Origin of the sequence: Flavobacterium olei (assembly GCF_039749035.1) — a bacterium.
Classification (GTDB): domain Bacteria; phylum Bacteroidota; class Bacteroidia; order Flavobacteriales; family Flavobacteriaceae; genus Flavobacterium; species Flavobacterium olei.
Window position 1 is genome coordinate 661,539 of record NZ_JBDKWC010000003.1, and the last position, 26,986, is coordinate 688,524.

Annotated in this window: 22 protein-coding genes and 3 tRNA genes; 13 read left to right on the plus strand and 12 right to left on the minus strand. The window is 34.8% G+C overall.

Annotated elements, in window-relative coordinates; all coding sequences use genetic code 11:
- Positions 1 to 404 precede the first annotated feature (404 nt).
- The 5 genes from ABEB31_RS10605 to ABEB31_RS10625 all read left to right on the plus strand — a co-directional run bounded on the left by ABEB31_RS10605 (position 405) and on the right by ABEB31_RS10625 (position 6,445).
- Positions 405 to 1,421 carry an HAD family hydrolase gene (locus ABEB31_RS10605; protein WP_347051610.1) on the plus strand — a complete coding sequence of 339 codons (1,017 nt, stop codon included), beginning with the start codon at positions 405 to 407 and terminating at the stop codon, positions 1,419 to 1,421.
- Between the two features lie 491 nt (positions 1,422 to 1,912).
- The gene (locus ABEB31_RS10610) at positions 1,913 to 2,491 is read left to right on the plus strand and encodes a DUF4136 domain-containing protein (RefSeq protein ID WP_347051612.1); all 579 of its coding nucleotides are present in this window, start codon (positions 1,913 to 1,915) and stop codon (positions 2,489 to 2,491) included.
- 127 nt (positions 2,492 to 2,618) lie between these two features.
- Positions 2,619 to 3,788 (plus strand): helix-turn-helix domain-containing protein, encoded by a 1,170-nt coding sequence (locus ABEB31_RS10615; RefSeq protein WP_347051613.1) that lies wholly within the window; start codon positions 2,619 to 2,621, stop codon positions 3,786 to 3,788.
- 85 nt (positions 3,789 to 3,873) lie between these two features.
- Positions 3,874 to 5,031 carry a BamA/TamA family outer membrane protein gene (locus ABEB31_RS10620; protein WP_347051614.1) on the plus strand — a complete coding sequence of 386 codons (1,158 nt, stop codon included), beginning with the start codon at positions 3,874 to 3,876 and terminating at the stop codon, positions 5,029 to 5,031.
- Positions 5,032 to 5,248: 217 nt separating this feature from the next.
- Entirely contained in the window at positions 5,249 to 6,445 is a 1,197-nt protein-coding gene (locus ABEB31_RS10625; RefSeq protein WP_347051615.1) for a C1 family peptidase, read from the plus strand.
- Positions 6,446 to 6,754: 309 nt separating this feature from the next.
- Here the strand turns inward: ABEB31_RS10625 and ABEB31_RS10630 are convergent, their stop codons facing one another.
- The 5 genes from ABEB31_RS10630 to rseP all read right to left on the minus strand — a co-directional run bounded on the left by ABEB31_RS10630 (position 6,755) and on the right by rseP (position 9,120).
- Positions 6,755 to 7,066 (minus strand): GIY-YIG nuclease family protein, encoded by a 312-nt coding sequence (locus ABEB31_RS10630; protein ID WP_347051616.1) that lies wholly within the window; start codon positions 7,064 to 7,066, stop codon positions 6,755 to 6,757.
- A gap of 223 nt (positions 7,067 to 7,289) precedes the next feature.
- Positions 7,290 to 7,369, minus strand: a tRNA-Asn gene (locus ABEB31_RS10635).
- 140 nt (positions 7,370 to 7,509) lie between these two features.
- A tRNA-Asn gene (locus tag ABEB31_RS10640) sits at positions 7,510 to 7,583 on the minus strand.
- A 36-nt stretch (positions 7,584 to 7,619) separates the two neighbouring features.
- Positions 7,620 to 7,693: transfer RNA gene (locus ABEB31_RS10645), tRNA-Asn, on the minus strand.
- An 83-nt stretch (positions 7,694 to 7,776) separates the two neighbouring features.
- Positions 7,777 to 9,120, minus strand: coding sequence for an RIP metalloprotease RseP (rseP, locus tag ABEB31_RS10650; RefSeq protein ID WP_347051617.1), 1,344 nt, complete (start codon positions 9,118 to 9,120; stop codon positions 7,777 to 7,779).
- Positions 9,121 to 9,320: 200 nt separating this feature from the next.
- Here rseP and ABEB31_RS10655 point away from each other — a divergent pair, with 200 nt between their 5' ends.
- The 7 genes from ABEB31_RS10655 (at position 9,321) to hflX (ending at position 19,665) form a co-directional block, all read left to right on the plus strand.
- On the plus strand, positions 9,321 to 10,391 hold the full coding sequence (locus ABEB31_RS10655) for an NADH:flavin oxidoreductase/NADH oxidase (RefSeq protein WP_347051618.1): 1,071 nt from the start codon (positions 9,321 to 9,323) through the stop codon (positions 10,389 to 10,391).
- A 74-nt stretch (positions 10,392 to 10,465) separates the two neighbouring features.
- The gene (locus tag ABEB31_RS10660) at positions 10,466 to 11,509 is read left to right on the plus strand and encodes a Gfo/Idh/MocA family oxidoreductase (protein ID WP_347051619.1); all 1,044 of its coding nucleotides are present in this window, start codon (positions 10,466 to 10,468) and stop codon (positions 11,507 to 11,509) included.
- A gap of 203 nt (positions 11,510 to 11,712) precedes the next feature.
- Complete coding sequence (locus ABEB31_RS10665) at positions 11,713 to 12,927, plus strand: MFS transporter (RefSeq protein ID WP_347051620.1); 1,215 nt, start codon at positions 11,713 to 11,715, stop codon at positions 12,925 to 12,927.
- Positions 12,928 to 13,108: 181 nt separating this feature from the next.
- Complete coding sequence (locus tag ABEB31_RS10670; protein WP_347051621.1) at positions 13,109 to 15,928, plus strand: carboxypeptidase-like regulatory domain-containing protein; 2,820 nt, start codon at positions 13,109 to 13,111, stop codon at positions 15,926 to 15,928.
- A gap of 17 nt (positions 15,929 to 15,945) precedes the next feature.
- Positions 15,946 to 17,280 (plus strand): DUF5689 domain-containing protein, encoded by a 1,335-nt coding sequence (locus tag ABEB31_RS10675; RefSeq protein ID WP_347051622.1) that lies wholly within the window; start codon positions 15,946 to 15,948, stop codon positions 17,278 to 17,280.
- Between the two features lie 134 nt (positions 17,281 to 17,414).
- A complete protein-coding gene (locus tag ABEB31_RS10680; RefSeq protein ID WP_347051624.1) occupies positions 17,415 to 18,278 on the plus strand; it encodes a hypothetical protein in 864 nt (287 codons plus the stop codon).
- A 160-nt stretch (positions 18,279 to 18,438) separates the two neighbouring features.
- On the plus strand, positions 18,439 to 19,665 hold the full coding sequence (gene hflX, locus ABEB31_RS10685) for a GTPase HflX (protein WP_347051625.1): 1,227 nt from the start codon (positions 18,439 to 18,441) through the stop codon (positions 19,663 to 19,665).
- A 136-nt stretch (positions 19,666 to 19,801) separates the two neighbouring features.
- Here the strand turns inward: hflX and ABEB31_RS10690 are convergent, their stop codons facing one another.
- The 6 genes from ABEB31_RS10690 to ABEB31_RS10715 form a co-directional block, all read right to left on the minus strand.
- Complete coding sequence (locus tag ABEB31_RS10690; protein ID WP_347051626.1) at positions 19,802 to 20,734, minus strand: DUF3078 domain-containing protein; 933 nt, start codon at positions 20,732 to 20,734, stop codon at positions 19,802 to 19,804.
- A gap of 78 nt (positions 20,735 to 20,812) precedes the next feature.
- On the minus strand, positions 20,813 to 21,322 hold the full coding sequence (locus ABEB31_RS10695; RefSeq protein ID WP_347051627.1) for a DUF2480 family protein: 510 nt from the start codon (positions 21,320 to 21,322) through the stop codon (positions 20,813 to 20,815).
- A gap of 85 nt (positions 21,323 to 21,407) precedes the next feature.
- Entirely contained in the window at positions 21,408 to 21,731 is a 324-nt protein-coding gene (locus ABEB31_RS10700; RefSeq protein ID WP_025570977.1) for an SUF system Fe-S cluster assembly protein, read from the minus strand.
- A 93-nt stretch (positions 21,732 to 21,824) separates the two neighbouring features.
- Positions 21,825 to 22,250 (minus strand): SufE family protein, encoded by a 426-nt coding sequence (locus ABEB31_RS10705; protein WP_347051628.1) that lies wholly within the window; start codon positions 22,248 to 22,250, stop codon positions 21,825 to 21,827.
- Between the two features lie 2 nt (positions 22,251 to 22,252).
- Entirely contained in the window at positions 22,253 to 22,678 is a 426-nt protein-coding gene (locus tag ABEB31_RS10710) for a hypothetical protein (RefSeq protein ID WP_347051629.1), read from the minus strand.
- 12 nt (positions 22,679 to 22,690) lie between these two features.
- A complete protein-coding gene (locus ABEB31_RS10715) occupies positions 22,691 to 23,905 on the minus strand; it encodes an aminotransferase class V-fold PLP-dependent enzyme (protein WP_347051630.1) in 1,215 nt (404 codons plus the stop codon).
- A gap of 219 nt (positions 23,906 to 24,124) precedes the next feature.
- On the opposite strand from ABEB31_RS10715, the gene ABEB31_RS10720 reads away from it, so the two are divergent.
- Positions 24,125 to 25,474 (plus strand): serine hydrolase domain-containing protein, encoded by a 1,350-nt coding sequence (locus ABEB31_RS10720; RefSeq protein ID WP_347051631.1) that lies wholly within the window; start codon positions 24,125 to 24,127, stop codon positions 25,472 to 25,474.
- A gap of 179 nt (positions 25,475 to 25,653) precedes the next feature.
- Here the strand turns inward: ABEB31_RS10720 and sufD are convergent, their stop codons facing one another.
- A complete protein-coding gene (gene sufD, locus ABEB31_RS10725) occupies positions 25,654 to 26,970 on the minus strand; it encodes a Fe-S cluster assembly protein SufD (RefSeq protein WP_347051632.1) in 1,317 nt (438 codons plus the stop codon).
- Positions 26,971 to 26,986: the final 16 nt, after the last annotated feature.

Here is a 26,986-nt window from a genome sequence, read left to right on the forward strand (position 1 = left end):
TGAAAGGTTGAATTTTCTTTTCGAAGATTATACCCACTTAATGCTGTAAAGAATATTCTTTTTAGCGGGAAAAAAATTAAACTTCCTTTCATTCAACAAAACTTTTTAAAAAGATGTGTTCAGTTTATATTTAAAAAAACAAATCCGTGTATTAAGTTTTAGTATGTATTTCATAAAGAAAAAATGATGCAAATTCCATTCTTTTTTGTTTCATTTTATAAAATGAAACAAGCCAATGCCATTAAATAAAGAATAATCGCTCATTATTACTTAATTTTGATAGTAAAAATCTAATCTGTTTTAAATATCCTCATCAGCGAATAATGTGAGATGCAGATTATAGTGCATCATAGTTTTCATTGTAAACTTCAATAATTACGTATCATTTCTTACCTAAAAACATCATGAAAGCTAAAATATTTTTTCTACCCTTAATAGTTCTGTTTTTCTTTTCCTGTAAAAAATCCGACACGTTAACCTTACCCAAAACTGAAAGTAAAAAAACAGATACGATAAGTACAGGTGACCCGCTGCCAGCCTGGAATGAAGGAGCTCTAAAAAACAGTATTATAGCGTATGTCCAAAAAGTTACCAGAAAAGGAAGCGCAGATTTTATTCCTGTCGAGGACAGAATCGCCACTTTTGATAACGATGGAACATTATGGGCTGAAAAGCCTTATGTTCAGGAGCTTTTTGCTTTTTATCGCGTAAAGAAAATGGTAGAAGCAAATCCTGAATTATCCAAAAAACAACCTTTTAAAGCAGTGATTGAAAATGATAAAACCTATTTTGAAAAAGGCGGAGACAAAGCCCTCATAGAATTGGTTGCTACAACTCATACCGGAATGACCGAAGATGAATTTGAAGCTTCGGTTAATGAATTTTATAAAAAAGCCAAATACCCCGGTAAAAACGTTCCGCTAAAACAAGTCCGTTATCAACCCCAGTTAGAATTGCTGGATTTTTTACGTGCCAACGGATTTAAAACCTATATCGTTACAGGGGGAACAATCGAGGTGGTAAGAGGGATATCTCAGGATTTTTACGGGATTCCGAAAAATCAGGTTGTGGGAACTTCATTTAAATATAAATATGATGCAGCTAAAAATGCTGTTATGCGTGAACCTGCTTTAAATCATTTTAATGATAAAGAAGGTAAGCCGGTCGGAATACAATTGTTTATTGGCAAGAGACCTGTTTTTGCTTGTGGAAACGAAGGCGGCGCAGGAGACGTTGCTATGCTGAAATATTCACAGGGAAGTAAACATCCATCTTTTCAATTATTGGTTAACCACAATGATTCTATAAGGGAATATAAATATCAGGAAAAAGATAATGCTTCGCTAAATGCAGCTGCTGCAAATAAATGGCATGTCATTGATATGAAAAAAGACTGGAAAAAAGTTTTTTCAGATAATTAATTGAAGTTAGAAATAGTTCATTTATAAAACCGGAACGAGTTTGGTTGTAAATGCTGAAATTACTCAAAATGGGGAAGGCAATACAACTCTAATTTCTTTAAATCCTTCATTCAGTGAAATTACAAAATTCGGATTACAGATAGTTCAGTTTTCAGTACAACCTTAATTCCAATCGTAGGTCATGTTAACTTTTAAATTATAATTATACTAATCTCTTTTAGACAATTCTAAAAAAAAAATCACTTAGGTATATAGTTATAAGACGTAATAAAAGAGTTTTGTGATTAATTTTAAAAATCCGTAAGATATTATTTATTTAATAGTATCAGTTTAAGTAAAATAATATATCTTTATGTTGCTATAAGTGATTGTATTATAGCTATTTGCTTTTGAATATTGTGGTTTGCAATACAATGTTCTATTTCATTACGATTTTTAGATTTTAGTAGATTCGAGTTAAACTGATTTAATAATAATTTAAATAATAAAACATGAATATTACAAGTACAAATCTTCGCATTATCCCAATCTTATTTTTGGGTTTAATTTATAGTTGTTCTCCAACTGTAAAAGTAACTACCGATTATGATCATTCTGCAAATTTCACAGAATACAAAACTTTTGCTGTTTATGATTTAAAAGCCCAACAAGGTCAGGTGAATCAATTAAATGTTGACCGTGTTGCAAAAGCCATTCGAAATGAAATGCTAGCAAAAGGATTTACAGAATCCAGTAATCCAGACTTGAAAGTAAATGCTGTTTCTATTCTTAAAAACAAAACATCTGTAACCGCCAATACCGATTTTTACGGCTATGGCGGAATGTATCGCCCTTACGGATATTGGGGCGGAGGAGCCATGATGGGCGGTGCCAATACAACGTTTAATAGTTACGACTACGTCGACGGCTCATTGGTAATCGATATCGTTTCTAACAAAACTCAAAAACTACTCTGGCAGGGAATCGGAAATGCAGAAATTGACAGCAAGCCAGATAATCCTGAAGAATTTATTAATAGTTCTATCAAAAAAATACTGGCAGATTTTCCTCCCGGAACAGTCAAAAAGTAAGGCTGTAAAAATAAAGCTTTGTACTTGTCAAAACTTTTGGCAGGTACAAAGCTTTATTGTTATCTCTTCTGCTTAGTAATTTTTTTTAGGTTTTTAAGATAAATGTTTACTAATTAAACTTAAAAAAATGACTAATATTTTACTCTCTCTTTTCTTTTTTATAGCGACAATAGCAGGCCTGGCCATGGCAATTAGGGTACTTTTTTCTAAGAAAAACTATTCAAAAAATTTCTTTTTGGGCATGTTTCTTTTAAGTCTTGCGATGGTTAGTATTTATAATTTTTACTTGTCGGCTAAGGTATTTAAAGATTTTCCGGATCTTTTTATAATTGCAAAATCATTTATATACTTAGCAGCTCCATCTTCATTTTTATATGTACGAAACATTCTGTCTGCAAAGGAAAACTTTAGAAAACTCGATTGGCTGCATTTTGTTCCTTTTGCTTTATATTTTGCATTAACTGTTTTTGTATATGCAGGAAATTTTACAACTCTAAAATGGGTAGATGTTATAGAAGCAAAAATTAAAAATCCATTTTCTATTTTAACATTGACGATCTGGCTTTTCTATGTCTTTTTTCAAACCATGTTGATTTTAAACTATGATCTGAAAAAATTTAACGGAAATCAATTTCATCGCCTTAAAATAATCGACTGGATCCGTGTTTACAATCTTATGGTTTTGTTTTTGTTTTCTGCCCTTTTTGTATATCACTTTTTACTTCGAAATATATATGCAGTAGAGATTTCGGGCTATGTTCTCATTTCGACAGTTTTATTTCTTACAGTGGGCTGGCTTTATTTCAGGCCGCAAATTTTTCATGACGACGAAGAAAGATTCGATTTTGTAGTTGATAAAACTACTATCGTCAAATCTAAAGAAACTAAAACTGTTCCAGTTGCATACGAATTAACAGCTCAAAAAAAACAGGAATATCTTTCGAAACTGGATTCTGTTTTAAATCTTAAAAAACTTTATCTAAAGAAAGATTTTGTAATAAGAAACCTGTCAGATGAAACCGGAATAACCATACATCATCTTTCTAATCTTATAAATTCTGAATTTGGACTTCATTTTCAGGATTACATAAATCTTAAAAGGATAGAACACTTCAAAGATAAAATAAACGATCCCGAGTGGAAAGATCTCTCATTAGAAGGTATGGCCTGGGCTTCTGGATTTAAATCCCGTACAACCTGCTTTAGGGCATTTATAAAACATACAGGAAAATCTCCATCAAAGTATTTTAAAACAATTCGACTGAATCCGGGTCATAGAACTGCTTATTCTATTTAGTAAAATCATAGCAGACTATAAATTTATATGAAAAAGTAGTTTAGATTCCATTTGAAAGTTGTGAATAGTAACGATTTATACTCTTATGAAAAAGAAAAGACTAACAAAAAACATTTTCCTTTTTACGTTATGGTTTATCATTTCGTTTAATACACTGAATGCGCAAAAACAGCATATAAGCTTAAGAGATTCTATTGACAGAGCCATCGATCTAAGTGATTATATTATTTATGCCCACGGTTTTATTGTGATTCCATCCATTATAACAGAACCGGCTCTGGGCGGAATTGGAGGGGCTGTTGCGCCCATATTTCTTAAAAAACACGAACCGGTTATAGAAGAAAATGGAAAAAAACGATTTATAAACCCGGACATAACAGGCGGAATGGGAATGTATACCGGAAATAAAAGCTGGCTCGTTGGCGCTTTTCGATCTGCGACACTAATAAAACCTAAAATATTATATCGTGTCATGGCCGCATATGGTGATATGAATTTGTCTTTTTATTCGAAAAGACCCAATCTGTCCGATGAGGAATTTAAACTTAATTTTAGATCTGTTATTTTTTACACGCAATGGCTGAAACAGTTTAATAATGCAAAATGGAGCGCAGGTCCGCAATATCTTTTTTTAAATTCTAAAATAAACCTGCCCGATTTTAATCTCCCACCGCCATTTGTAGAACCAAAAGATATTAAGAGTACGGTAAGTCAGTTAGGAGCTGCGATACAGTTTGACGGACGCGATAATATATTTACACCAGATAAAGGAATGAGGCTTCAGTCTGATTTTTTCTGGTCGGACAAAGCTTTAGGCAGCGATTATCAATCGTGGCGCGTCAATTTATCTGCAATTGGTTACCATCCTGTGACCAGCAATTTAATTGCCGGATTAAGGATTGAAGGAGAACAGGCTTTTGGTAGTCCGCCCTTTTATTTGGAACCGGGAATTAATATGAGAGGAATTCCCGCGGCCAGATATATGGGTAAAACAAGCCTTGTCAGTGAACTGGAATTAAGATGGGACGTGTACAGAAGATGGAGTCTTATGGGTTACGGCGGACTTGCAAGTGCGTTTGATGACTGGGATCAGGCTTTTGCGAAGCCAGTTGTGTACAGCTACGGAACCGGTTTTAGATACTTATTGGCCAAAAAATTTAAATTACGAATGGGAATAGACGTTGCAAAAGGCCCCGAACAATGGGCCTATTACATTGTTTTTGGAAGTAACTGGATGCGATAAAAAAGGAAAAAAACTTGTAAGAAGTTAATTTATAAAATGATAACCTTAAAAAGCCTCAATAATCCCATATTGTGGCTTTTTGTATAAATAACCTAATAATTGATATCATTAGGAAAATATTAACAAATAAAGTTTAAACAAATTGTATAATATTTAATTGTTTTGTAACAAATTAGAAACATAAGAGACTAATTTTTATAAATCTTAAACCTAACTTATGAATACATTTTCATTCAGATCAGTGTTTGCAGCATCAGTATTTTTGGCTGGAACTGCAGGCTGTTTTGCGCAGGATGTTTTAGTAAATTCACTAAAGCTAAACGCAAGCGACAAAAGTAAAGAGAACTTCAAATTTACAGAAGTAATCAATTTAGGAACAACATCAGTAAAATCTCAGGGATCTTCGGGAACGTGCTGGAGTTACTCAACAAACTCTTTTTTAGAATCAGAAATGATTCGTTTAGGAAAACAGCCGGTTGAGTTGTCTCAAATTTATTCTGCAAGAAATGTATATGTTGACAAAGGAGAAAACTACGTTCGCATGCACGGAGCAATTTCGCTTGGAGATGGTGGAGCTTTGCACGACGTAATTAATATGTACAAAAAATACGGAACTGTACCCAGAGAAGTTTACACAGGTTTAAACTACGGAACAGACAAAAATAAATTTGCCGAAATGGGTGCCTTAATCGAAGGATTCCTAACGGCAGTTGTAAAAAACCCGAATGGAGAATTGACACCAACTTGGAAAAAAGCCTACGCAGCAATGATCGATTCTTATTTAGGGCAGGCACCTCAAAATTTCAATTACAAAGGAAAAAGCTACACGCCGCAAACTTTTGCTAAAGAAGTGGTAGGAATTAATCCTGACGAGTATGTAGAAATGTCCTCTTTTACCAATGCGCCTTATTACCAAAAAACGACAATGATGGTGCCGGACAACTGGTCTTTGGATCAGGTTTACAACGTAAAAGTAAACGATATGACAGACGTTATCGACAATGCCCTGAAAAAAGGATACACTGTAGCCTGGGCAACAGATGTGAGTGAGAAATCTTTCAGCTGGAAAAATGGTGTAGCTTATGTAGCTACTAAAAAATTCGATGACATGACGGCTGAAGAAAAAGCAGATATGTTTAACGGACCTAAAGCAGAACCGGAAATCACTCCGGAAATGCGTCAGGCGGCGTTTGATAACTACACCACAACAGACGACCACGGAATGCACATTATTGGTTTAGCAAAAGACCAAACCGGAAAAGAATACTACATCGTAAAAAATTCCTGGGGAGAAACAAACGACTACAAAGGTTTCTTGTTTGTAACTAAGAATTTCGTAAAATATAAAACTACTGCTTTATTAGTAAACAAAGGAGGAATTCCAACTGAGATTGCTAAGAAATTAGGGGTTTAATTTATTAGACTTTTTGAAATAGGAAAGCGCCGTGATCTTGGATTACGGCGCTTTTTTGTATTGAAACCTCATTTTCTAAAATAAATCAAACTTTATTGAATGCAGAGATATTAAAATTTAAAGAAGGCTAAATTCCAAAGTTTTTTAACAGAAGATATTGCTTTTTTCATTGGTTTAAAGCAAATTGAATTCGTTCGTTTGTATTTGAAAACGTTATGTAAAAAAAATACCAGTTGCAATTTGTAAGTAGTATTTAATAAGCTCCCCATCTTGGGCTCGAACCAACCCCGAAAGCTTTTGGGGCTCTGATTAACAGTCAGGTTTATATTTCGTAAGAAGTTTGTCTATTATTTCTGGATATACAATTAAATTTTCAATGTATTTTTTACTCTTCATATTTTTAATGTGTTTCTCTACAAACAGAGCCTGCGTTTTACTGTTACACTTAAAATTAAAGAACAAAGTCCAATCATTTGCATTTGCAGTGAATTTGTTCTGGGGCGCATTTCTATGAAATTCTAATCTTAAATCCAAATTAGATGTATACCCAATATAATATCGATTAAGTTTTTTAGAATGTAAAATGTAAACAATATGATTCATAGCATGAAGAAAAATCATTTATATGACTTGATCTTTTTTAACTCACACTCTTGTTTTTCTGGGCTCTGATTAATAGGCAAAAAAACGCCAAGTACAATTTGTAAAGTGGTATTTAATAAGCTCCCTCTTGGGCTCGAACCAACCCCGAAAGCTTTCGGGGCTCTGATTAACAGTCAGATGCTCTACCAACTGAGCTAAGGAGGAATCACCTTAAAGGTAAATATGTTTGCTAAAAAGTTGCTCCCCTGTTAGGCTCGAACCAACCCCGAAAGCTTTCGGGGCTCTGATTAACAGTCAGATGCTCTAACCAACTGAGCTAAGGAGGAATCACCTTAAAGGTAAATATGTTTGCTAAAAAGTTGCTTCCCCTCTTGGGCTCGAACCAACCCGAAAGCTTTCGGGGCTCTGATTAATAGTCAAAAAAAAATACCACTTACAATTTGTAAGTGGTATTTAATAAGCTCCCCCTCTTGGGCTCGAACCAAGGACCCTCTGATTAACAGTCAGATGCTCTAACCAACTGAGCTAAGGAGGAATCACCTTAAAGGTAAATATGTTTGCTAAAAAGTTGCTCCCCCTCTTGGGCTCGAACCAAGGACCCTCTGATTAACAGTCAGATGCTCTAACCAACTGAGCTAAGGAGGAAGTTGCTGTTCTTTTTAGCGAGTGCAAATATAATCGAATTTTTAGTTTCTCAAAAATATTTTAACTCTTTTTATTAAATATTTTTACTTGCCGACAATCGCTTTGTAAATATCGTTTCCGTTAGCAAATACTAATAGTGTAATAAGTAATACAAAACCAACCATTTGTGCGTTCTCTAAGAATTTATCACTCGGTTTTTTGCCACTAATTATTTCGTACAATAAAAACATAACATGTCCGCCATCAAGAGCAGGAATTGGCAATAAATTCATAACTCCAAGCATAATCGATAACAAAGCGGTAATTGTCCAGAATGCTTCCCAACTCCATGAAGTAGGAAAAATATTGAAAATAGCCGCAAAACCACCCACTTGTTTGTATGCTTTTGTTTCCGGATTAAAAATCATTTTCAATTGTTTTCCGTAACCAACCAATTGATCTTTTCCTTTTTCAAGACCAACCGGAATAGATTCGAAGAAACCATATTCTTTTTTACTAATTTTATAATAGCCTAACTTTTCGAGAGACTTCATGTCTAAACCTCCGGCAACAACACCCAGTTTGCCGTCTTTGCTCACTTTTAAATTAATCGGAGTTTCTTTTAAGTCACGCAAAACAACAGCAGAAATAGCCTTTCCTTTATTGGCTTCTAAAATAGATTTTGCTTCATCAAAATATTTAATTTTTTGTCCGTTAAGGGAAAGAATCAGATCTTTTGGTTTTAGGTTTTGATTTGGAGATTCTTCAGCTACTTTTCCAATGGCAAAAGGATAACGAATACCAACAAGCATTCCTTTTTCTGTTTTAGAAAGCTGATCTACAAAATCAGTTGGCATTTTAATCGTTTGCGTTTGTCCGTTTCTTTCAACCAAAACTTCTTTAGCCATAATGATATTCATATTCATATCACTATCAAAATTTTCTACTTTTTTATCATCGATCGAAACAATTTTGTCACCCGTTTTAAAACCGGCTTTAACCATGGCGGGATTATCGATCGCCACACCATCTTTTAAATCAGAATTGGCAATATAAGTATCACCGTAAGCAAACGCCATTCCGATGTAAATAATAAAAGCAAGAATAAAGTTTACTGTAACGCCGCCAAGCATGATAATTAAACGCTGCCATGCCGGTTTAGTACGAAATTCCCAAGGCTGTGGAGGCAGAGCCATTTGGTCTTTGTCCATGCTTTCGTCGATCATTCCGGAAATCTTCACATAACCTCCCAACGGAAGCCATCCGATACCGTATTCTGTTTCGCCAATTTTCTTTTTAAAAAGGGAATATTTAACATCAAAAAATAAATAAAATTTTTCGACTCTGGTTTTAAACAATTTTGCAGGGATAAAATGCCCTAATTCATGAAGAATAATAAGTAAAGATAAACTCAATAGAAATTGAGAGAGTTTGATAACTATATCCATTTTAAAATTTTAGTTCGTAATTTAACGCACAAAAGTAGCGTTTTCTATTTTAATATAAGAGCGCAAGATAGTGTTTAAGGTTTTAAATGTTTGTTAATTAATAAACATTTAGATTTCGAGTTTTAACAAGATGCCGTAACTTTACTTTTCAAAGACTTTTATACGTAATAAGTAGTCTAACATCATTAAAAGTTACATTTATGGCATCTCAATTATTCGCTCCGCTTTCTATAAAAAAAATCACTTTAAAAAACAGAATCGTCATTTCGCCAATGTGTCAATATTCTTCAGTTGACGGATTTGCAAACGATTGGCACCTGGTGCATTTAGGAAGCCGTGCAACCGGCGGCGCAGGATTAATCATTCAGGAGGCAACGGCCGTTTCTCCGGAAGCCAGAATTTCCCCTTCAGATCTCGGAATCTGGAAAGACGAACATATCGAAAAATTAAGACAAATCAACCAGTTTATAGTTTCTCAGAATTCAATTCCAGGAATTCAGCTCGCGCATGCCGGACGCAAAGCAAGTGTTTCGGCACCATGGGAAGGCAATAAAAAGTTGGATTTCGCTCAAGGCGGATGGCAAACGGTTGCCCCAAGTGCCATTTCATATCATGATGATGAACCTTTTCTTCCGGAAGCTTTAGACCAAAACGGAATTCAAAAAGTGATTTCTGATTTTAAATCAGCAACCAAAAGAGTTGTCGAAGCCGGCTATGAGGTTTTAGAGATTCATGCCGCGCACGGTTATTTGCTGCATCAGTTTTTATCGCCTTTAACGAATGACAGAACAGACGAATACGGCGGAAGTTTTGAAAACAGGATACGCTTCACATTAGAAATTGTCGAAGCTGTTCAGTCAGAATGGCCATCAGATCTTCCTTTATTTGTTCGAATTTCGGCAACCGACTGGGCAGAAAACGGATGGAATCCCGAAGAATCTGTACAGCTTTCTAAAATATTGAAAGAAAAAGGAGTAGATTTAATCGATGTTTCGTCAGGCGGATTGGTTTCGCATCAGAAAATAACATTAGGTCCGGGTTATCAGGTTCCGTTTGCAGAAAAAGTAAAACAGGAAGCAGATATTTTAACAGGCGCTGTGGGATTAATTACAGAAGCAGAACAAGCCGAAGATATTCTAAATAAAGGTCAGGCCGATTTAATTTTATTTGCCAGAGAATCACTTAGAAACCCGAATTTGCCTTTAGATTTTGCCAGAGAATTAGAGTCAGAAATTCAATGGCCAAAACAATACGAAAGAGCTAAACTTTAAATTTATTAGCCACAAATTCACGAATTATTTTAAAATTATAATTTGTGAATTCGTGGCTGAAAAAACACAAACCAATGCAAAAAATTAAAACAGCACTATTATCATACGGAATGTCGGGTAAAGTTTTTCACGCTCCGTTTTTAGATCTTCATGAGGGATTTGAATTGTTAGGTTCGTGGGAAAGAAGCAAAAAACTAATTCAGGAAGATTATCCGTATGTAAAAAGTTATGCTTCAATCGACGACTTATTAGAAGATAACATTGATTTGGTAATCGTGAACACGCCTGTGGGAACGCATTACGAATATGCAAAAAAAGTACTTTTGGCAGGAAAACATGCCGTTGTAGAAAAGGCCTTTACCACTACAGTTGCAGAGGCCAAAGAGCTGGCTGCAATTGCAAAAGAAAAAAATGTTAAACTTGCTGTTTTTCAAAACAGAAGATGGGACAGTGATTTTAAAACCATCAAAAAAATAATTGATGATGGCGTTTTAGGAGATTTGGTTGAAGCCGAATTTCATTTTGACCGATATAATCCTGTATTAAGCCCCAAGGCACATAAAGAAACCGCAAATAACGGTGCAGGAGTGCTGAAAGATTTAGGTCCGCATATCATTGATCAGGCAATAAGTTTGTTTGGTTGTCCGAAATCGGTTTTTGGAGACATTCGCGTCACACGTGAAAATTCTGTTGTAGACGACTGGATCGATTTGACTTTGTTTTATTCTAATTTCAGAGTACGTCTTAAAGCCGGATTTTTTGTGAGAGAAGCCCATCCGGCATATACCATTCATGGAAAAAAAGGTTCTTTCTTAAAACCTCGCGGAGATGTTCAGGAAGATGATTTAAAAGTCGGAAAAAAACCAAACAGGGAATCCTGGGGTACAGAGGATGAAAATCTACAAGGTCTTTTACACACCGAAATTGATGGAAAAATAGTAAGAGAAAAAGTTCCAACACTTCAGGGGAATTATTTTAGTTTTTTTGATGGCGTTTACGATTCGATTACAAACGATAAAAAAGAACCTGTTACAGCAGATGAAGGTGTAAAAGTAATGCAGGTTATAGAAGCTGCCATTGCGAGCAACGCCCAGCAAAAAGTAATAAGTATAAACTAATAAAAGGCGCACAATAGTGCGTCTTTTTTTTGGACTTTCATTTTAAAACTAAATTCGAAATGTGTAATTTTATTAAGATGAAATCACTTTTTTTGATGCCCTTAAATTATAAACAATAACGTTGTAAATTGTTTATAACACAAGATGCTGTGTGCTTTAAAAAGTGTTTTTAGTATTTTTGAAAATATCAATAAAAATTTAATATGCTGATAAATTTTAATCCGTTATCGCTTTTTCAGACTAAAGGAAAAATCAAGAAAGTATTTAGAGAAGCAAAGGCTTCTTATTTAAATCGCATTCGTTTTGCCGTTGGGATGTTTTATTTCGGAATGGGTTTAAGTTTTGCAAGTTGGGCGAGCAGAATTCCGGATATCAAAACGGCTCTGCATTTAACAGAAGGCGATTTGGGTTCTATACTTTTTGCACTTCCGGTTGGGCAGTTAATTGTAATGCCTTTTTCCGGAAAAATGGTAACCAAATTTGGAAGTCATCGCATCCTGATTTTTTCATTGATTATGTACGTTTTCTGTTTAATAAATTTAGGTTTGGCATCTACCGTTTTGCAGTTATCGCTGGGTTTATTTTTGTTTGGAGTCTTCGGAAATTTAGCCAATATCGCTGTAAATACGCAGGGAGTTTATACCGAAGTTTTGTTTAAAAAAACAATCATGTCTTCTTTTCACGGAATGTGGAGTTTCGCTGGATTTACGGGAGCCTTAGTTGGCTTAGGAATGCTGGCTTTAAAATTAAGTCCGTTGCATCATTTTATGATCGTAGCCGGGATTGTCCTAATAATGGTGGCTCTTAATTTTAAATTTTTAATTCGTGCCAAAGAAAAAATAAAAACAAAACAAGAAAAAAAGCTATTTGTAAAACCAGATAAGGCGTTGCTTTGGTTGGGAGTAATTGGATTTTGCAGTATGGCCAGCGAAGGGGTGATGTTCGACTGGAGCGGGGTTTATTTTAAAGATATTGTACAGGCACCCGGACCTTTGGTGGTTTTAGGTTATACTTCTTTTATGATTATGATGGCGAGCGGAAGATTCTTAGGCGACGGATTAATCAACAAATTTGGCCGCGAACGTGTCATGCAGATCAGCGGGGTCATGATTTCTGCCGGACTTTTTACTGCAGTTTTTCTTCCTTATATTATTCCGTGCACTATTGCTTTTATGCTTGTTGGTTTGGGCGTGGCAACAATCGTTCCTACCGTATATAGTATTGCCGGTAAAAACCCGACAGTGCCGGCAGGCGAAGCTTTAACAATCGTTTCCAGTGTAAGTTTCCTGGGTTTTCTGATGGGACCTCCGATAATTGGACATATTGCACAAAATTTCGGACTTCAGTTTTCGTTTGCCTTTATCGGAATTTTTGGCGTTTTAATTGCTTTTATGGTTTCAAAAATAAGAACAGCATAAATTAGAGTTTGATTGTCATATTAACTAATCTTATAATATTTTGTAAGAATTTGTTTATTTTAAATAATTTCTTTTATATTTGAATTTAAACAGAGTGTTTCGTTTTCTTAATTCTCTCTTTCCAAAAACCAATTTTATCTTTTGAATACGACGATTAGTTTTCAAAGTAAATTGGATTTAAATGAGAAAAAAATACGCGGTCTTTTTTATTGTATGGTTCTTCAACATAGGCTCGGCACAGCAGGAGATAAAGGTTACGGGAATTGTTATGGATGCACGAACTCAGAATCCGCTGGAGAATGTGGTGGTAACGATACAAAATACAGCCTTGATGCAGCTCACGTCAAAGGCAGGGAAATTTGAGCTTCATATTTTCCCTCAAAAAGAGCAGTTGCTTTTATTAAGAAGTCAGGGATACAAGGATTATCTTTTAAAATTCAAGTCTGATTTGGGCAAAGATATCAATCTTGGTATTTTACAATTAGAGGATACTTATTCAGACGAAGTTCCGGCTGCACTGATCACTTTATCAGACAATGATTTTACAGAAGATAATAGTTCTTCCGAAATGACTTCTGGACTTCTGCAATCTTCCAAAGATCCTTTTATGCAGGCATCGGCGTTTAGTTGGGGACAGGCACGATTTCGTGTTCGCGGATTAGACAGCGAAAACGGAATCATGATGCTCAACGGAATGTCGATGAATAAAATTTATGACGGACGCCCGCAATGGAGTAATTGGGGCGGATTAAATAATGTCCTTCGCAATCAGGAATTTTCTATAGGAGCTGCGCCGTCCAATTATACTTTCGGAGGAATTTTAGGAACACAGCAAATCTACACCCGCGCATCCTTGTACCGAAAAGGAACATCACTTACATTTTCGGGAAGCAATACAACTTATTCATTGAGGGCAATTGCAACGTATGCTTCGGGCATGAATACTTCAGGCTGGGCATACGTAATCTCTGCGGGAAAACGCTGGGCCGAAGAAGGCTATTTTGAAGGAACCAATTTTAATGCAGATTCTTTTTTTCTTAGTGTTGAAAAGAAATTAAGCAACAAACATTCACTGAATTTCACCGGATTTTATACGCCGAATTCACGTGGTAAAAATTCTGCGAATACAAAGGAAGTAACCCGTTTGTTGGGAGAAAAATACAATTCGTATTGGGGATTTCAAAGCGGTGAAAAAAGAAACGCAAGAATAAAAAATGTACAAGAGCCGCTGCTGATGCTGAATCATTATTTTAAAATTGATGATAAAACCAATCTCACTTCTGGCGTAATGTATCAATTCGGAAAAGTGGGCAACAGCAATTTAGATTATCAAAATGCAGACAGTCCCGATCCGGTTTATTATAAAAACATGCCCAGTTATTTTAGTTCCCTGTACGCAAAAGATCACGGGGAATTTTCAGGTGAATTTACGCCCGATTATGAAAACGCAGAAAAAAGTAAAATCGCATTATTTGCCAATCACCAGATTAATTGGGATGCCTTGTATTTGGCCAATCAAAAACCGGCAGAAAAAGGGTATATACCTTCTCAAAGTCATTATGTACTTTATGAAGACAGAACCGATGACCACACTTTTGCTGTAAACTCCAATTTAAATACGCTGATAACGCCGAATATTTCTTTTGATACGGGATTTACTTTTAAAAAATTAAAATCGCATAATTTTCAATATTTACTGGATCTTCTTGGCGGAGAATATTTTGAAGATGTAGATCCCTTTTACAAAGGAAATTTATCGCAATCCGACTTGCAGAACCCAAATCGTAAAGTTGGAAAAGGCGATGCTTATGGATATAATTATAATCTTTTGGCTCAGACAGCAGAAGTCTTTACACAGTTTAAATTTACTTATAATAAAACAGAATTCTTTCTGGCGCAGTCTTATTCAATGTCAGATTATCAAAGGGAAGGTTTATACCAAAACGGACTTTATCCAACAACTTCTTTAGGGAAAAGCGAAAAATTAAAATTTGAAAATTTTGGTTTTAAAGGAGGCTTTACTTATAAAATATCAGGAAAGCAGTTACTGTTTTTGAATGCGGCACATCTTACGCGGGCACCTTCATTGCGAAATGCTTTTTCAAATTCGCGTTTAAACAATTCTGTTGTTGATGGAATTGAAAGTGAAAATATCAGTAGTGCCGATGCCAATTATATGTATCGTTCTCCCAAATTGAAATTGCGTTTAACAGCTTATTATTCAATTATTAAAAACGCTTCAAAAACATCTTTTTTCTACGCCGAAGGGATTTTTGATAATGGCGCAGGTTATGATGCGACAGATGCTTTTGTCACTCAGACTTTGACAAAATTAGACAAGAAAAATATTGGAACAGAATTAAGTCTTGAATATCAGTTTTCCTCCACACTTAAAAGCACTTTATCTGCTGCTTTTGGGAAATATGTTTACAGCAGCAATCCAAATGTAATCATTACCAATGACGCCAATAGGGCAAAAGATAATCTTAAAACAATTTTTGACTTTGGACCTGCTTATTTAAAAAATTACAAACAACCCGGAACTCCACAACAAGCATTTTCATTTGGTCTGGAATATCGCGATCCTAAATTTTGGTGGCTGGCAGCCAATCTTAATTATTTAGCAGAAAGTTACATTGATGTATCTCCAATTTCCAGAACTTCTCAATTTTATATCAATCCGGCAAATGGTTTTCCATTTCCTGAAGCTACGGCCGACCGTGGAAATGAATTATTGAAGCAGGAAAAATTCAATCCTATCACATTGCTAAATGTTAGTAGTGGAAAATCGTGGCGAATTCGAAAAAAATATATCGGGCTTTTTGCAAGCGTCAACAATGTGCTGGATCTGCTTTATAAGACTGGTGGTTTTGAGCAAGCCAGAAATGCAAACTTCAGAGCGTTAAATCAGGATGTTTCCAGCGGAACCCCTTCTTTTGGCCCCAAATATTATTATGGCTACGGACGCACTTATTTTTTAAATCTTACTATCGGATTATAAACTGAAATTATTTTCTCATGAAAAAATTATTTACACTTTTCACAATATTATTATTTAGCTGCAGTACGGAAATTGAAACTCCAAAATTATCCTGTACACAACCCGATCTTACGGTCAATAAAACAGTAGAGAAAGTTTACGAGCTTTCTGGTACCACTGCAAAACAATATTTATATGATGATGTAATGGAAGCTTACGTAATATCAAGTGACGAGGGCGGTAATTTTTTCAAAACCATTTCTTTGCAGACATTAGCTTCAAATGGAATTCCGTCAATTGGATTTAGCGTTTCAGTTGATGCAACCAATACTTATATTGATTATCGTGTAGGAAACAAAGTATATGTAAAGCTTAAAAATCAATTTACAGATTTGTATTACGGAGGATTGCGAATTGGAAGTCTCTATGTTAGTAATTCCGGCGATCCTACTATTGGCAGAATTTCGCAAAATGATTTTAGAAATGTTCTCAATGCTTCCTGTACCATTATAGAGGAAAACAGATTAGTAGAATCACTTTCCATAGAGGAAGCGGTGTCAGATTCAAAATTAAATACTTTAATTGAACTAAACGATGTCGAATTTTCCGAATCTGCGTTAGGGCGTCATTATTTTGAAGAATCGAATAATGTTGGAGGATCTACCAACTGGAATCTTAGGGATAAAACTGGAAATCAGATTATTTTTAGAACCAGTGCTTACGCGAAATTTGCCGATCATTTTGTACCGGAAGGAAGCGGAACAGTAAGGGGAATTTTAACGAAGTTTGGTTCTGATTATCAGTTGATGGTTCGTGCTGAAAATGATATTATAATGAATGGAAAAAGAAATACGCCATTTTTTTCTGAAGATTTTCAATCGGTTAAAAACAATGTGAACTTTGCATTACCAGGTTGGAGCAACATCGTAGAAAAAGCTTCAAAATTATGGAAAAGCATGGTGTACTCCGGAAACGGATATGCTGAATTTAATACCACCAGTACAACAGCAGCAGAAAATGTAGCCTGGATTGTTTCCCCTAAAATTAATTTGTCAGGTTATAAAAACGCAGTACTTTCTTTTAGAAGTGCGCAACATGATTTAAAAATCGATTCACCGTTAAATACTTTAGAAGTTTATGTTTCTGCCAATTTTGATGGTTCTAGTGTTACAAAAGCAAAATGGACAAAAGTAGAAGCTAAAGTTCCGACAATTTCTACACCAGTCCGCGAATTTATTAGTTCTGGCGGAATAGATTTATCAGCTTATTCAGGAAATATTAATATAGGGTTCAGATATGTGGGTTCTGGAAAAGATAAGACTTTGAACGGCGCTTTTATGGTTGATGATATTAAGATTTTTGGTGAGAAATAAGATGTAATTTTTAAATGTTAAATTAAGAGGTTGATTTTTAGATTATTATTTAAAAAATTGTAGTTTTTGTATTTCAAACTCTTAAAATTTAATTGAATTTTGTATTTTGGTCATCCCAAATCGATACAAATACCATGAAAAAAATCTACTTATTAGCCATCTTAATGATGGTTTTCCCATGTTTGTTGCACAGTCAGGACGCTCCAGTAAAATTAAAGCAGATTAATATTGTAAAAACAAATTACCAAAATTATAAAGATGGTGAAATTGTAAATAAAGCAATTGTATTTGCCGACGGAAAAATCCAGACCATTACAACTTCAGATGTTATTCAAAAATTCTTCTACAATAAAAACGGATTATTGGATATGACTGTGAAGGAAAAGATTGGAAGTGATTGGAAGGAAGTGATCAATTATACTTATGATGCTGATAATAACATTATAAAGTTTGTAAATAAATACCACGAGGGTAACGATTACATTACAAAAACGGTGACTTTTTCTTATGAAGGTGCCAGGATAAAAGCAATAACGAAGAAAAGTACAAATCATCAGAATATTGTGGATGATATTGAATACTTAGTTGAAAATGGCCTCATTGTGAGACGTACGACACGTGACAGAAACAAGGCAATTGTTGGAAAATTAGAATATGTTTATGTAAACGATAATGTTTCGAAACATAAGGGACTGGTTGGAGATAAAATTTCAAAAACCTATACCTATGATGATAAAAAATCGGTTGAGCAATTAATTGTTCAGAATTTGTTTGGTGATAACTATAAAGTAATTGTACCCATGATTTCATATCACGAAGATGAATTTAGTTTTGAAACTATCTCCTACAATAACGAAATGAATTTCAGCCCTTCGTCGACAGCTTTAGTGGCAGTGAGCAGAAAATACAAATACAATAAACTGAACTATCCGATTTCTTGTTCCCAAATAGAAGAGAACGGAATTGTAAAAACAGAAAAAACGTTTATTTACGAATAAACATTTCATAATTAGATCATTCAGAATGGAATTTTGTTGAGTTTGTCTCGACAGAATTCCATTTTTTTTATAAAGAAATCTATTATATATAAATTTAAAAACTAAATTGTATAAGTAATTGTAGCGTACAAATGATTAAATTTGCAGCTTATTCAAGACTATGTTAGAAAAAGAAGTTATAAATTTTGAGAGAACAGTTATTGTTGGTATTGTTACTCAAAATCAAAGTGAAGAAAAATTAAATGAATACCTGGACGAATTGGAGTTTTTGACTTTTACCGCGGGAGGTGAAGTTATAAAACGCTTTTCGCAAAAAATGGAACGCCCAAATCCCAAGACTTTTGTGGGAACTGGTAAAATTGAGGAAATCAATCTTTTTGTTGTCGAGAACAAAATATCGACTGTAATTTTTGATGATGAGTTGACGCCTTCACAGCAAAAAAATATTTCAAAAATTATAGATTGTAAAATTTTGGACAGAACGAATCTGATTCTGGATATTTTTGCGCAAAGAGCCGAAACATCTTATGCACGAACGCAGGTAGAATTGGCACAATGTATTTACTTATTACCAAGACTTTCCGGTTTATGGACACACCTTGAGCGACAAAAAGGGGGTATCGGTATGCGTGGTCCCGGAGAAACGGAGATCGAGACCGACAGACGTATTGTACGTGACCGAATTTCATTATTGAAAGAGAAAATCAAAACGATTGACAAGCAAATGAGTATCCAGCGCAGTAATCGTGGCGCGATGGTTCGTGTTGCTTTGGTTGGATATACCAACGTTGGGAAATCGACTTTGATGAACGCAATTGGTAAAAGTGATGTTTTTGTGGAGAATAAATTGTTCGCTACCTTAGATACAACGGTTCGAAAAGTAGTCATTAAAAACCTTCCGTTTTTACTTTCTGATACGGTAGGATTTATTAGAAAACTGCCGACACAATTGGTTGATTCTTTTAAAAGTACACTGGATGAGGTTCGCGAAGCCGATTTATTGCTTCATGTAGTAGATATTTCGCATGCTGATTTTGAAGATCATATTGAATCTGTAAACAAAACTTTGCTGGAAATTAAAAGTAACGATAAACCAACAATAATGGTTTTTAATAAAATCGATGCTTACAAACACCTGACAATCGATGAAGATGATTTGATTACCGAAAGAACACGAAAACACTATTCTTTAGGTGAATGGAAACAAACCTGGATGAGTAATGTTGGCGAAGACAAAGCATTGTTCATTTCGGCAAGCAATAAAGAAAATTTTGAAGAATTTAGAGAAGTTGTTTATGAGGCTGTAAGACAAATTCATATTACACGTTTTCCTTATAACAAATTTTTGTATCCGGATTATAAGGATGCAGTAGAGAAGGAAGAGTAATAAATAGAAACGGCTTTTGAATTATCAAAAGCCGTTTTTTTTTATCGTGATTTTCTAAATTTTTAATAATTGAATTGTTGAATCCAGCTATCCCGAATCGGGACAATGTTTTATAAAATGTCTTGTGTAATGATTATTAAAATCCGAAGTTTACCCCAAGACCAAAAACCTGTCTGGTTTGGAATCCGCGGAAAGCATTGTCATCATAAATTGCCTGAAATGAAAAGTTTGCCGAAAGGTATTTGTTGACTTTCATAATAATATTCAGCGAATAATCCATATCGACATTTTGCGGGTCTTCTAAGTAATTAGAATATAGGTTTAAGGTGTTTTCTGCAGTTACGTTGGTCATAATAGCAAGTTTGTAATAAAGAGAAGCGTAAAAACCCAGTTCGTAACGCATGCTTTTATTAGCATCTACTCCGAAATAATTACCATCTACATAATCAATCCCAGAGGTGTACGCGCTGTCTACAAATGTAAATTTTGATGTTAAAGGTGCAAAGTTGATTTTTAAATTAGAATCTTTTGTCCAATAAAGACCGGGACCTGTTGTGAGATATCCGGGAGAAAGAAATTTGGTGTTTTCGGTTCTGATTTCTTTGCCATTTGCGTCCTGACCATAGATATATCCGGTTGTAAACTGGGTTCTAAAGTTGAGGAAATAAGAGTAATACCATTGCCCGAAAGCTTTTTTTCCAACAATAGAATTGATCTCAAAGCGGTCATCGGTTTTTTTCTCGAAATCGGCATTTTTAGTCTGAAGCAAACCGTATGATGCAAGGATTTTATTATCCCAAGTTACATCGTCTTTTTTATAATTCAGATCGTAATTGATTCCCAGTGTTCCTGAAAAACTGTCTTCTCCACCGGCAATCCAATTGTTAAAGCTGGACTGGTTTAATAATAAAGAAAAATTTCCTTTGCTTTTCCAGCCTTCGCCTTCAATTGTATCGTTTATTTTTTTAACCGCTTTTTCGGTATTCTGAATTAATTCTTTTTCTGAGTTTTGTGCCTGAACAAAAGTAAAGTTCGCCACTATGCATAGTAAGAACGCCAGCTTTTTCATGGTTATTTAATTTTAGTGTATTATCAAATATACTAAAAACCAATTGAAAGTGGAGTGTTAACAACATGTAATTGAAAGTTATTTCTTAGATTGTTTGTATAGTGGTACTGCCGAACAGGCTTCGCCGTACATAATACTTCTTGCAAATACCTGAAGGTTATTTGCAGCTAAAATATAAGCCCGCATAGGAACAGGTTTTCTGGAACATCCTTTTACAATTACCGGTTTGTCCTGATAAACAGAAAAATCAATTTTACTTAAAATTTCTTCGTAAAGACTTGCGTCGAGGTCTTCGATTGTTCCATTGACTACTTTTTTGGCAAAAGGCGCCAGATGAACACTAACTAAAATTAATGCCCAGGCAGGAATAATAGCATCGGTACTGCAATGCACCGCTACATAATGATCCTGATATTGTGACCAATCGTGATTTTTAAGATGCTCTCTAAAGTCTTTTTCCTTCAAAAGAAAACCTTCTAAAAGCCATTGCGAAATGTCAATCTGCGTTCGTATTCCTTTCGGATAATAATCCTCAAGATCAAATACTTCTAATGCACTGTTGGCAACTTTGTTAACGATTTCTTCCATTTGAAAAATGGTTTCAGGTTTAAAGTTTAAAGTTTCAAGTTGTTGGAACGTGTAACCTGAAACTTTAAACCTGAAACAATTATTATTAAAGCATTCCTAATTCTAATTTTGCTTCTTCGCTCATTAAATCTTTGCTCCAAGGTGGATCAAAAGTGATTTCTACCTCTACATCTTTTATGTGTTCGATAGTTTTTACTTTTTCTTCTACTTCCCTCGGAAGACTTTCTGCAACAGGGCAGTTTGGTGAAGTAAGTGTCATTAAGATTTTTACTTCGTAATCGGTATTTACCATAACGTCGTAAATCAATCCTAATTCATAAATATCTACAGGAATCTCCGGATCGTAAATTCCTTTAAGGATTCTTACAATAGATTCTCCTAATTCGTTTGTGTCTATTTCTTGTTCCATTTTTGTTTTTTGTTTTTTCTTTTGACACGAATTTCAAGAACTAATTATTTTTTAAAAAATTTGCGTAATTGGTGAAATTCGTGGCAGAAAAAATTAATTTTTATTTTTAGCATCAAAAGCTAAAGCATACATTTTGATGTTTTTTATCATCGAAACTAAACCGTTTGCACGAGTAGCAGATAAATGTTCTTTTAATCCGATTTCGTCAATAAATTGCGTATCAGCGTTTATGATATCTGAAGCTTTTTGATTGGAGAAAGCGCGAATTAAAATAGCGATAATACCTTTTGTTAAAATCGCATCACTATCTGCGGTGAAAACAATTTTATCGTCTTTTTGCTCGCCTTGCAGCCAAACTTTAGACTGACAGCCCTTAATTAAATTCTCGTCGGTTTTGTATTCTTCCTTAATTAAAGGAAGGCTTTTTCCTAACTCAATAATGTATTCGTAACGCTGCATCCAGTCGTCGAACATTGAGAATTCGTCAATTATTTCGTTTTGAATTTCTTTTATTGTCATAATTATTCGGTCACAAAATCAACTAATAAATTTACCAGTTTTTCGATTTCTTTTGGCGGATAACCATTATCGAAGCCTTGCGTTTCGTAGGTCTTTCCGTCTTTTGTTATTTTTAAGTTTCCAATCGCTGCCCCGTCGTATGTTCTTTTATCGGTAGGAGCTTTTAAGGAAGAAAGATTTTCTGGTTTAACTTTTGAAAATGCAGTCACAATTTCGTTCCATTTAGCATCATCAACATTGATTTGTACTGGCGCTGCGTCACGTCCGTTTGTAACAGAAACCGTTTTGTTTTGTGCCACAATACTTTTATAATAGCCTCTGGATTGTGCAGAATATTCAATTTGAGTTGATGTCATATCTACTTTTTTTTGGCTGCAGCATCCGCTTGCGATAAAAATAGTTAAGAGCAATAATGATAGTATTCTCATAAATTTGTTTTTTTAGCTTAACATGGTTTGTGCTTTTTTAACGGCATCTACCATTAAATCAATTTCTTCTTTTGTGTTATAAAATGAAAAGGAAGCACGAATAGTTCCCGGAATGCAGAAAAAATTCATAATTGGCTGTGCGCAGTGATGTCCCGTTCTAACAGCAATTCCTAATTTATCTATAATAGAACCAACATCGTAAGGATGAATTCCGTCAATATTAAACGACACTACAGAAGCTTTATTTTCTGTGTTTCCGTAAATTCTGATGCCGCTAATCTCTGATAAACGTTTGTTTGCATGTTCTAATAGTTCATGCTCGTACTGCTGTATATTTTCAAAACCGATACTATTTAAGTAATCAATTGCAGTCCCAAGAACAATTCCACCTGCAATGTTTGGCGTTCCGGCTTCAAATTTATGAGGAAGATCAGCATAAGTTGTTTTTTCGAAAGTAACTTCTTTAATCATTTCCCCACCGCCCTGATAAGGAGGAAGTTTGTTTAGCCATTCTTCTTTTCCATACAAAATTCCGGTTCCGGTTGGACCACACATTTTATGACCGGAAAAAGCATAGAAATCACAATCTAAATCCTGAACATCTGGTTTTAAATGCGGAACAGCCTGAGCGCCGTCAATTAAAACGGCAGCGCCAACAGCATGTGCTTTTTCAATAATATATTTAATCGGATTTATAACTCCAAGCGCATTAGAAATGTGGTTCAGGGTTACAATTTTAGTTTTTTCAGACAGTAAAGCATCAAATGCTGAAATGATCAATTCTCCGTTTTCATCAATTGGGATTACACGTAAAACCGCTCCGGTTCTTTCGCATAACATTTGCCAGGGCACAATATTACTGTGATGTTCCAATGAAGAAACTACAACTTCGTCACCTGGTTTTAAAATTGTAGTAAAACCGTTTGCCACTAAATTGATTCCGTGCGTTGTTCCTGAAGTAAAAAGCACTTCATGCGCAAATTTGGCATTGATGTGATTTTGAACTTTACCACGTGAAACTTCATAAGCATCTGTAGCCAACTGACTCAATGTATGAACACCACGATGGATATTCGCATTGATTTCCTGATAATATTTTACTTCAGCATCAATCACCATTTGTGGTTTTTGCGAAGTAGCTCCGTTGTCGAAATATACTAATGGTTTACCGTTTACTTTTTGTGAAAGTATCGGAAAATCAGCTCTTATTTTTTGGATATCTAGCATGTCTTATTTAGAAAAATTCTATTTACAAAAGTACTAAAACTAAATTGTAATATACGGCAATTCTATAATTTCCTTTTATGGCGCCATTGTTTGTGCCTGAAATAGAGATTTTGTAAAAATCAAATCTGTTTTATGAATTATCTCAAACAGATTTATAATTTGACTTCTAAAAATGTGAACATAAATTATTTATATTGCATTAAAATAACTTTAATCACTATGAAAAAAATTATCAAGATCCTTTTGCTGCTTCTGATTCTTGCTTTTTTATATTTCGGGTTTACCACTTATCCGAAACTGGATTTGATTTCCGGGTTCTCTGCTAAAAGTGTCGCATCGGGTCATTTTATTGATAATCGTTCGGTAGATTTAATCGAAAAAACCGACAATGATATTAAAATGATTGATCTGGCAAAAAATTCAATTGATGAAAACGGAAAATTTGCAACAGCAACCGTTTACGGATTAAAGGAAAGAAAAGCCATCTATCGTGAAGGTCTTGGAGCAACTTTAATTAATGATGATTTTGATGTTTCAAAACCTTATTTACTTCCCAAAAGAACTAAATTAGAAAATAATCTTCCTTTTCCTTACGGAAATAAAGAACCAAAAGATACTGCATTTTCAAATATAAATTACTCAAAATTAAAGAAAGCCGTTGATGGTGCTTTTGACAAAACGAGTGGCAGAATTAAAAGAACGCGTGCTGTTGTTGTTTTATACAAAGACAAATTAATAGCCGAAAAATACGATACCGGTTTTACAAAAGACAGCAAAATTTTAGGATGGTCCATGACCAAAAGTATTACCAGTTCTGCTTTTGGCGTTTTGGCAAAACAAGGAAAAATTGATATTTATAAACCAGCTCCTGTTACAGAATGGCAAAATGACGAACGTAAAAATATTACGCTTAATGATTTATTGCACATGAACTCCGGTTTAGAATGGGAAGAAGATTACAGTACGATTTGCGACGCTACAAAAATGCTTTTTCAGGCTGAAGATATGGGAAAAGTACAATTGGAAAAACCAGCACAATTCAAACCCAATACACATTGGTATTATTCTTCTGGAACAACCAATTTATTATCGCTGATTTTAAGAAGACAATTTAAAACCCAACAGGAATATCTTGATTTTTGGTACAGTGCCGTAATCGACAAAATCGGAATGAATTCTATGATTGTCGAACAGGATATGTCGGGTACATTTGTAGGTTCATCTTACGGATGGGCAACGCCGCGCGACTGGTCAAAATTTGGATTATTATATTTAAAAAAAGGTAACTGGAACGGAGAACAAATTCTGGATGAAAGCTGGGTAAAATATACGGCAACGCCAACAAATACTTCTGGTGGGAAATACGGAGCACAATTCTGGCTAAACGCCGGTGGAAAATTTCCCGATGTTCCCCGTGATATGTTTTACTGCAGTGGCTATCAAGGGCAGATGGTAGCGATTATTCCATCTATGGATATGGTAATTGTGAGAATGGGAGTTAGGGAAGAGGACCCTGGTTTTGATTTTAATGGGTTTTTGAAAGGGATAATCGATAGTGTTAAGAAGTAATTGGTTCTTTTCCTGCAAGGTTTTCAAAACCTTGTAGGTATCTAAAGCAAATATAATACTTGTGAGGTTTTGAAAACCTCGCAGGAAGATGACGGTAAAAAAGAAAAGTTCGCAAAGCTTTTAATAAAAAACTTTGCGAACCTTGCGTAAATCTTAGCGTTCTTTGCGGTTAAATAAAACTACAAATCAAACCCTAAATTCACACCCAATTTCATGGCAATGATTTTAGTAATTCTTTGTTTTAATTCCGGTATTTTAATGCTTTCGATAACGGCATTTGAGAATGCGTACATCAATAAAGCTTTAGCTTCTTTTTTCGGGATTCCGCGTGACTGCATGTAAAACATTGCGGTTTCGTCTAGCTGTCCGATTGTACATCCGTGAGAGCATTTAACATCATCAGCAAAAATCTCTAATTGCGGTTTTGCGTTGATGGTTGCTTTGTCGCTCAATAAAATATTATTGCTTTTTTGGAAAGCATTTGTTTTTTGGGCTATTTGGTTAACCAAAATTTTTCCGTTGAAAACTCCTGTGGAACGATCAGAGAAAATCCCTTTATAATCCTGAAAACTTTCGCAATTTGGCTGTGCGTGGTTTACCAAAGTATAATGGTCAACGTGTTGTTTGTCGTTAAGAATAGAAATTCCGTTTAGCGTACTGGTCAATCTTTCACCAAAGTGATAAAAGTTTAAGTTGTTACGTGTAATATTTCCTCCAAAAGAAAATGTATGCACATACGCATGGCTTTCCTGTTGCTGCGAAACATAAGTATTGTCTACTAAATTTGCTTCGCTGTTATCATTCTGAATTTTGTAATAATCCACAATAGCACGTTTTTGAGCAAAAATCTCTGTGACAGAATTGGTTAAAACCGGATTTTCGTTCAGACTTTGGTGACGTTCGATAATCTGAACATGTGAGTTCTCACCCACAATAATCAAGTTTCTTGGCTGAACCATTAAAGCCGCTTCATTTCCTGTTGAGAAATACATAATCTCAATTGGTTTATCTGCTACTTTCTTTTGTGGAATATTGATAAAAGCACCTTCGCATGCAAATGCAGTATTCAGAGAAGTTAAACTTTCATCTTTACTTGCAATCTGATTAAAGTAGGTATCAATTACCATTTTATATTTTGGTTTGGTCAATGCCGAAGACATCAGACAAACATCGATTCCGTCGTGAGTTGTAGAAGACAAATGCGAACTGAAAACGCCATCAATAAAAACTAATTTATAAGTGTCGATTTCGTGTAAAAAGTATTTTTTTACCTGATTGAATTCGATTGCATTTTCCTGCTTTGGAAAAACCGTAAAGTCATTTTTTAAAACGGCGTTTAACGATGTATATTTCCAGGCTTCTTCCTTTCTGGTTGGGAAACCTTTATTTTCGAAGTTCTTTATAGCATTTGTGCGAATGTCATGCAAATCTGAATGCACATCAACACGCTCCTCAAAAGCCATAAAAGACGATACTAATTTTTCTTTTAAATCCATTGTTCTTTTTGTTTCC

Coding starts and splice junctions, on each gene's coding strand:
- ABEB31_RS10690 (WP_347051626.1), bottom strand. CDS start 20,734: ATGAAAAAGCTGGCGTTCTTACTATGCATAGTGGCGAACTTTACTTTT.
- ABEB31_RS10630 (WP_347051616.1), bottom strand. CDS start 7,066: ATGATTTTTCTTCATGCTATGAATCATATTGTTTACATTTTACATTCT.
- ABEB31_RS10615 (WP_347051613.1), top strand. CDS start 2,619: ATGACTAATATTTTACTCTCTCTTTTCTTTTTTATAGCGACAATAGCA.
- ABEB31_RS10660 (WP_347051619.1), top strand. CDS start 10,466: ATGCAAAAAATTAAAACAGCACTATTATCATACGGAATGTCGGGTAAA.
- ABEB31_RS10665 (WP_347051620.1), top strand. CDS start 11,713: ATGCTGATAAATTTTAATCCGTTATCGCTTTTTCAGACTAAAGGAAAA.
- rseP (WP_347051617.1), bottom strand. CDS start 9,120: ATGGATATAGTTATCAAACTCTCTCAATTTCTATTGAGTTTATCTTTA.
- hflX (WP_347051625.1), top strand. CDS start 18,439: ATGTTAGAAAAAGAAGTTATAAATTTTGAGAGAACAGTTATTGTTGGT.
- ABEB31_RS10605 (WP_347051610.1), top strand. CDS start 405: ATGAAAGCTAAAATATTTTTTCTACCCTTAATAGTTCTGTTTTTCTTT.
- ABEB31_RS10620 (WP_347051614.1), top strand. CDS start 3,874: ATGAAAAAGAAAAGACTAACAAAAAACATTTTCCTTTTTACGTTATGG.
- ABEB31_RS10655 (WP_347051618.1), top strand. CDS start 9,321: ATGGCATCTCAATTATTCGCTCCGCTTTCTATAAAAAAAATCACTTTA.
- ABEB31_RS10675 (WP_347051622.1), top strand. CDS start 15,946: ATGAAAAAATTATTTACACTTTTCACAATATTATTATTTAGCTGCAGT.
- ABEB31_RS10700 (WP_025570977.1), bottom strand. CDS start 21,731: ATGGAACAAGAAATAGACACAAACGAATTAGGAGAATCTATTGTAAGA.
- ABEB31_RS10625 (WP_347051615.1), top strand. CDS start 5,249: ATGAATACATTTTCATTCAGATCAGTGTTTGCAGCATCAGTATTTTTG.
- sufD (WP_347051632.1), bottom strand. CDS start 26,970: ATGGATTTAAAAGAAAAATTAGTATCGTCTTTTATGGCTTTTGAGGAG.
- ABEB31_RS10670 (WP_347051621.1), top strand. CDS start 13,109: ATGAGAAAAAAATACGCGGTCTTTTTTATTGTATGGTTCTTCAACATA.
- ABEB31_RS10720 (WP_347051631.1), top strand. CDS start 24,125: ATGAAAAAAATTATCAAGATCCTTTTGCTGCTTCTGATTCTTGCTTTT.
- ABEB31_RS10610 (WP_347051612.1), top strand. CDS start 1,913: ATGAATATTACAAGTACAAATCTTCGCATTATCCCAATCTTATTTTTG.
- ABEB31_RS10705 (WP_347051628.1), bottom strand. CDS start 22,250: ATGACAATAAAAGAAATTCAAAACGAAATAATTGACGAATTCTCAATG.
- ABEB31_RS10680 (WP_347051624.1), top strand. CDS start 17,415: ATGAAAAAAATCTACTTATTAGCCATCTTAATGATGGTTTTCCCATGT.
- ABEB31_RS10715 (WP_347051630.1), bottom strand. CDS start 23,905: ATGCTAGATATCCAAAAAATAAGAGCTGATTTTCCGATACTTTCACAA.
- ABEB31_RS10710 (WP_347051629.1), bottom strand. CDS start 22,678: ATGAGAATACTATCATTATTGCTCTTAACTATTTTTATCGCAAGCGGA.
- ABEB31_RS10695 (WP_347051627.1), bottom strand. CDS start 21,322: ATGGAAGAAATCGTTAACAAAGTTGCCAACAGTGCATTAGAAGTATTT.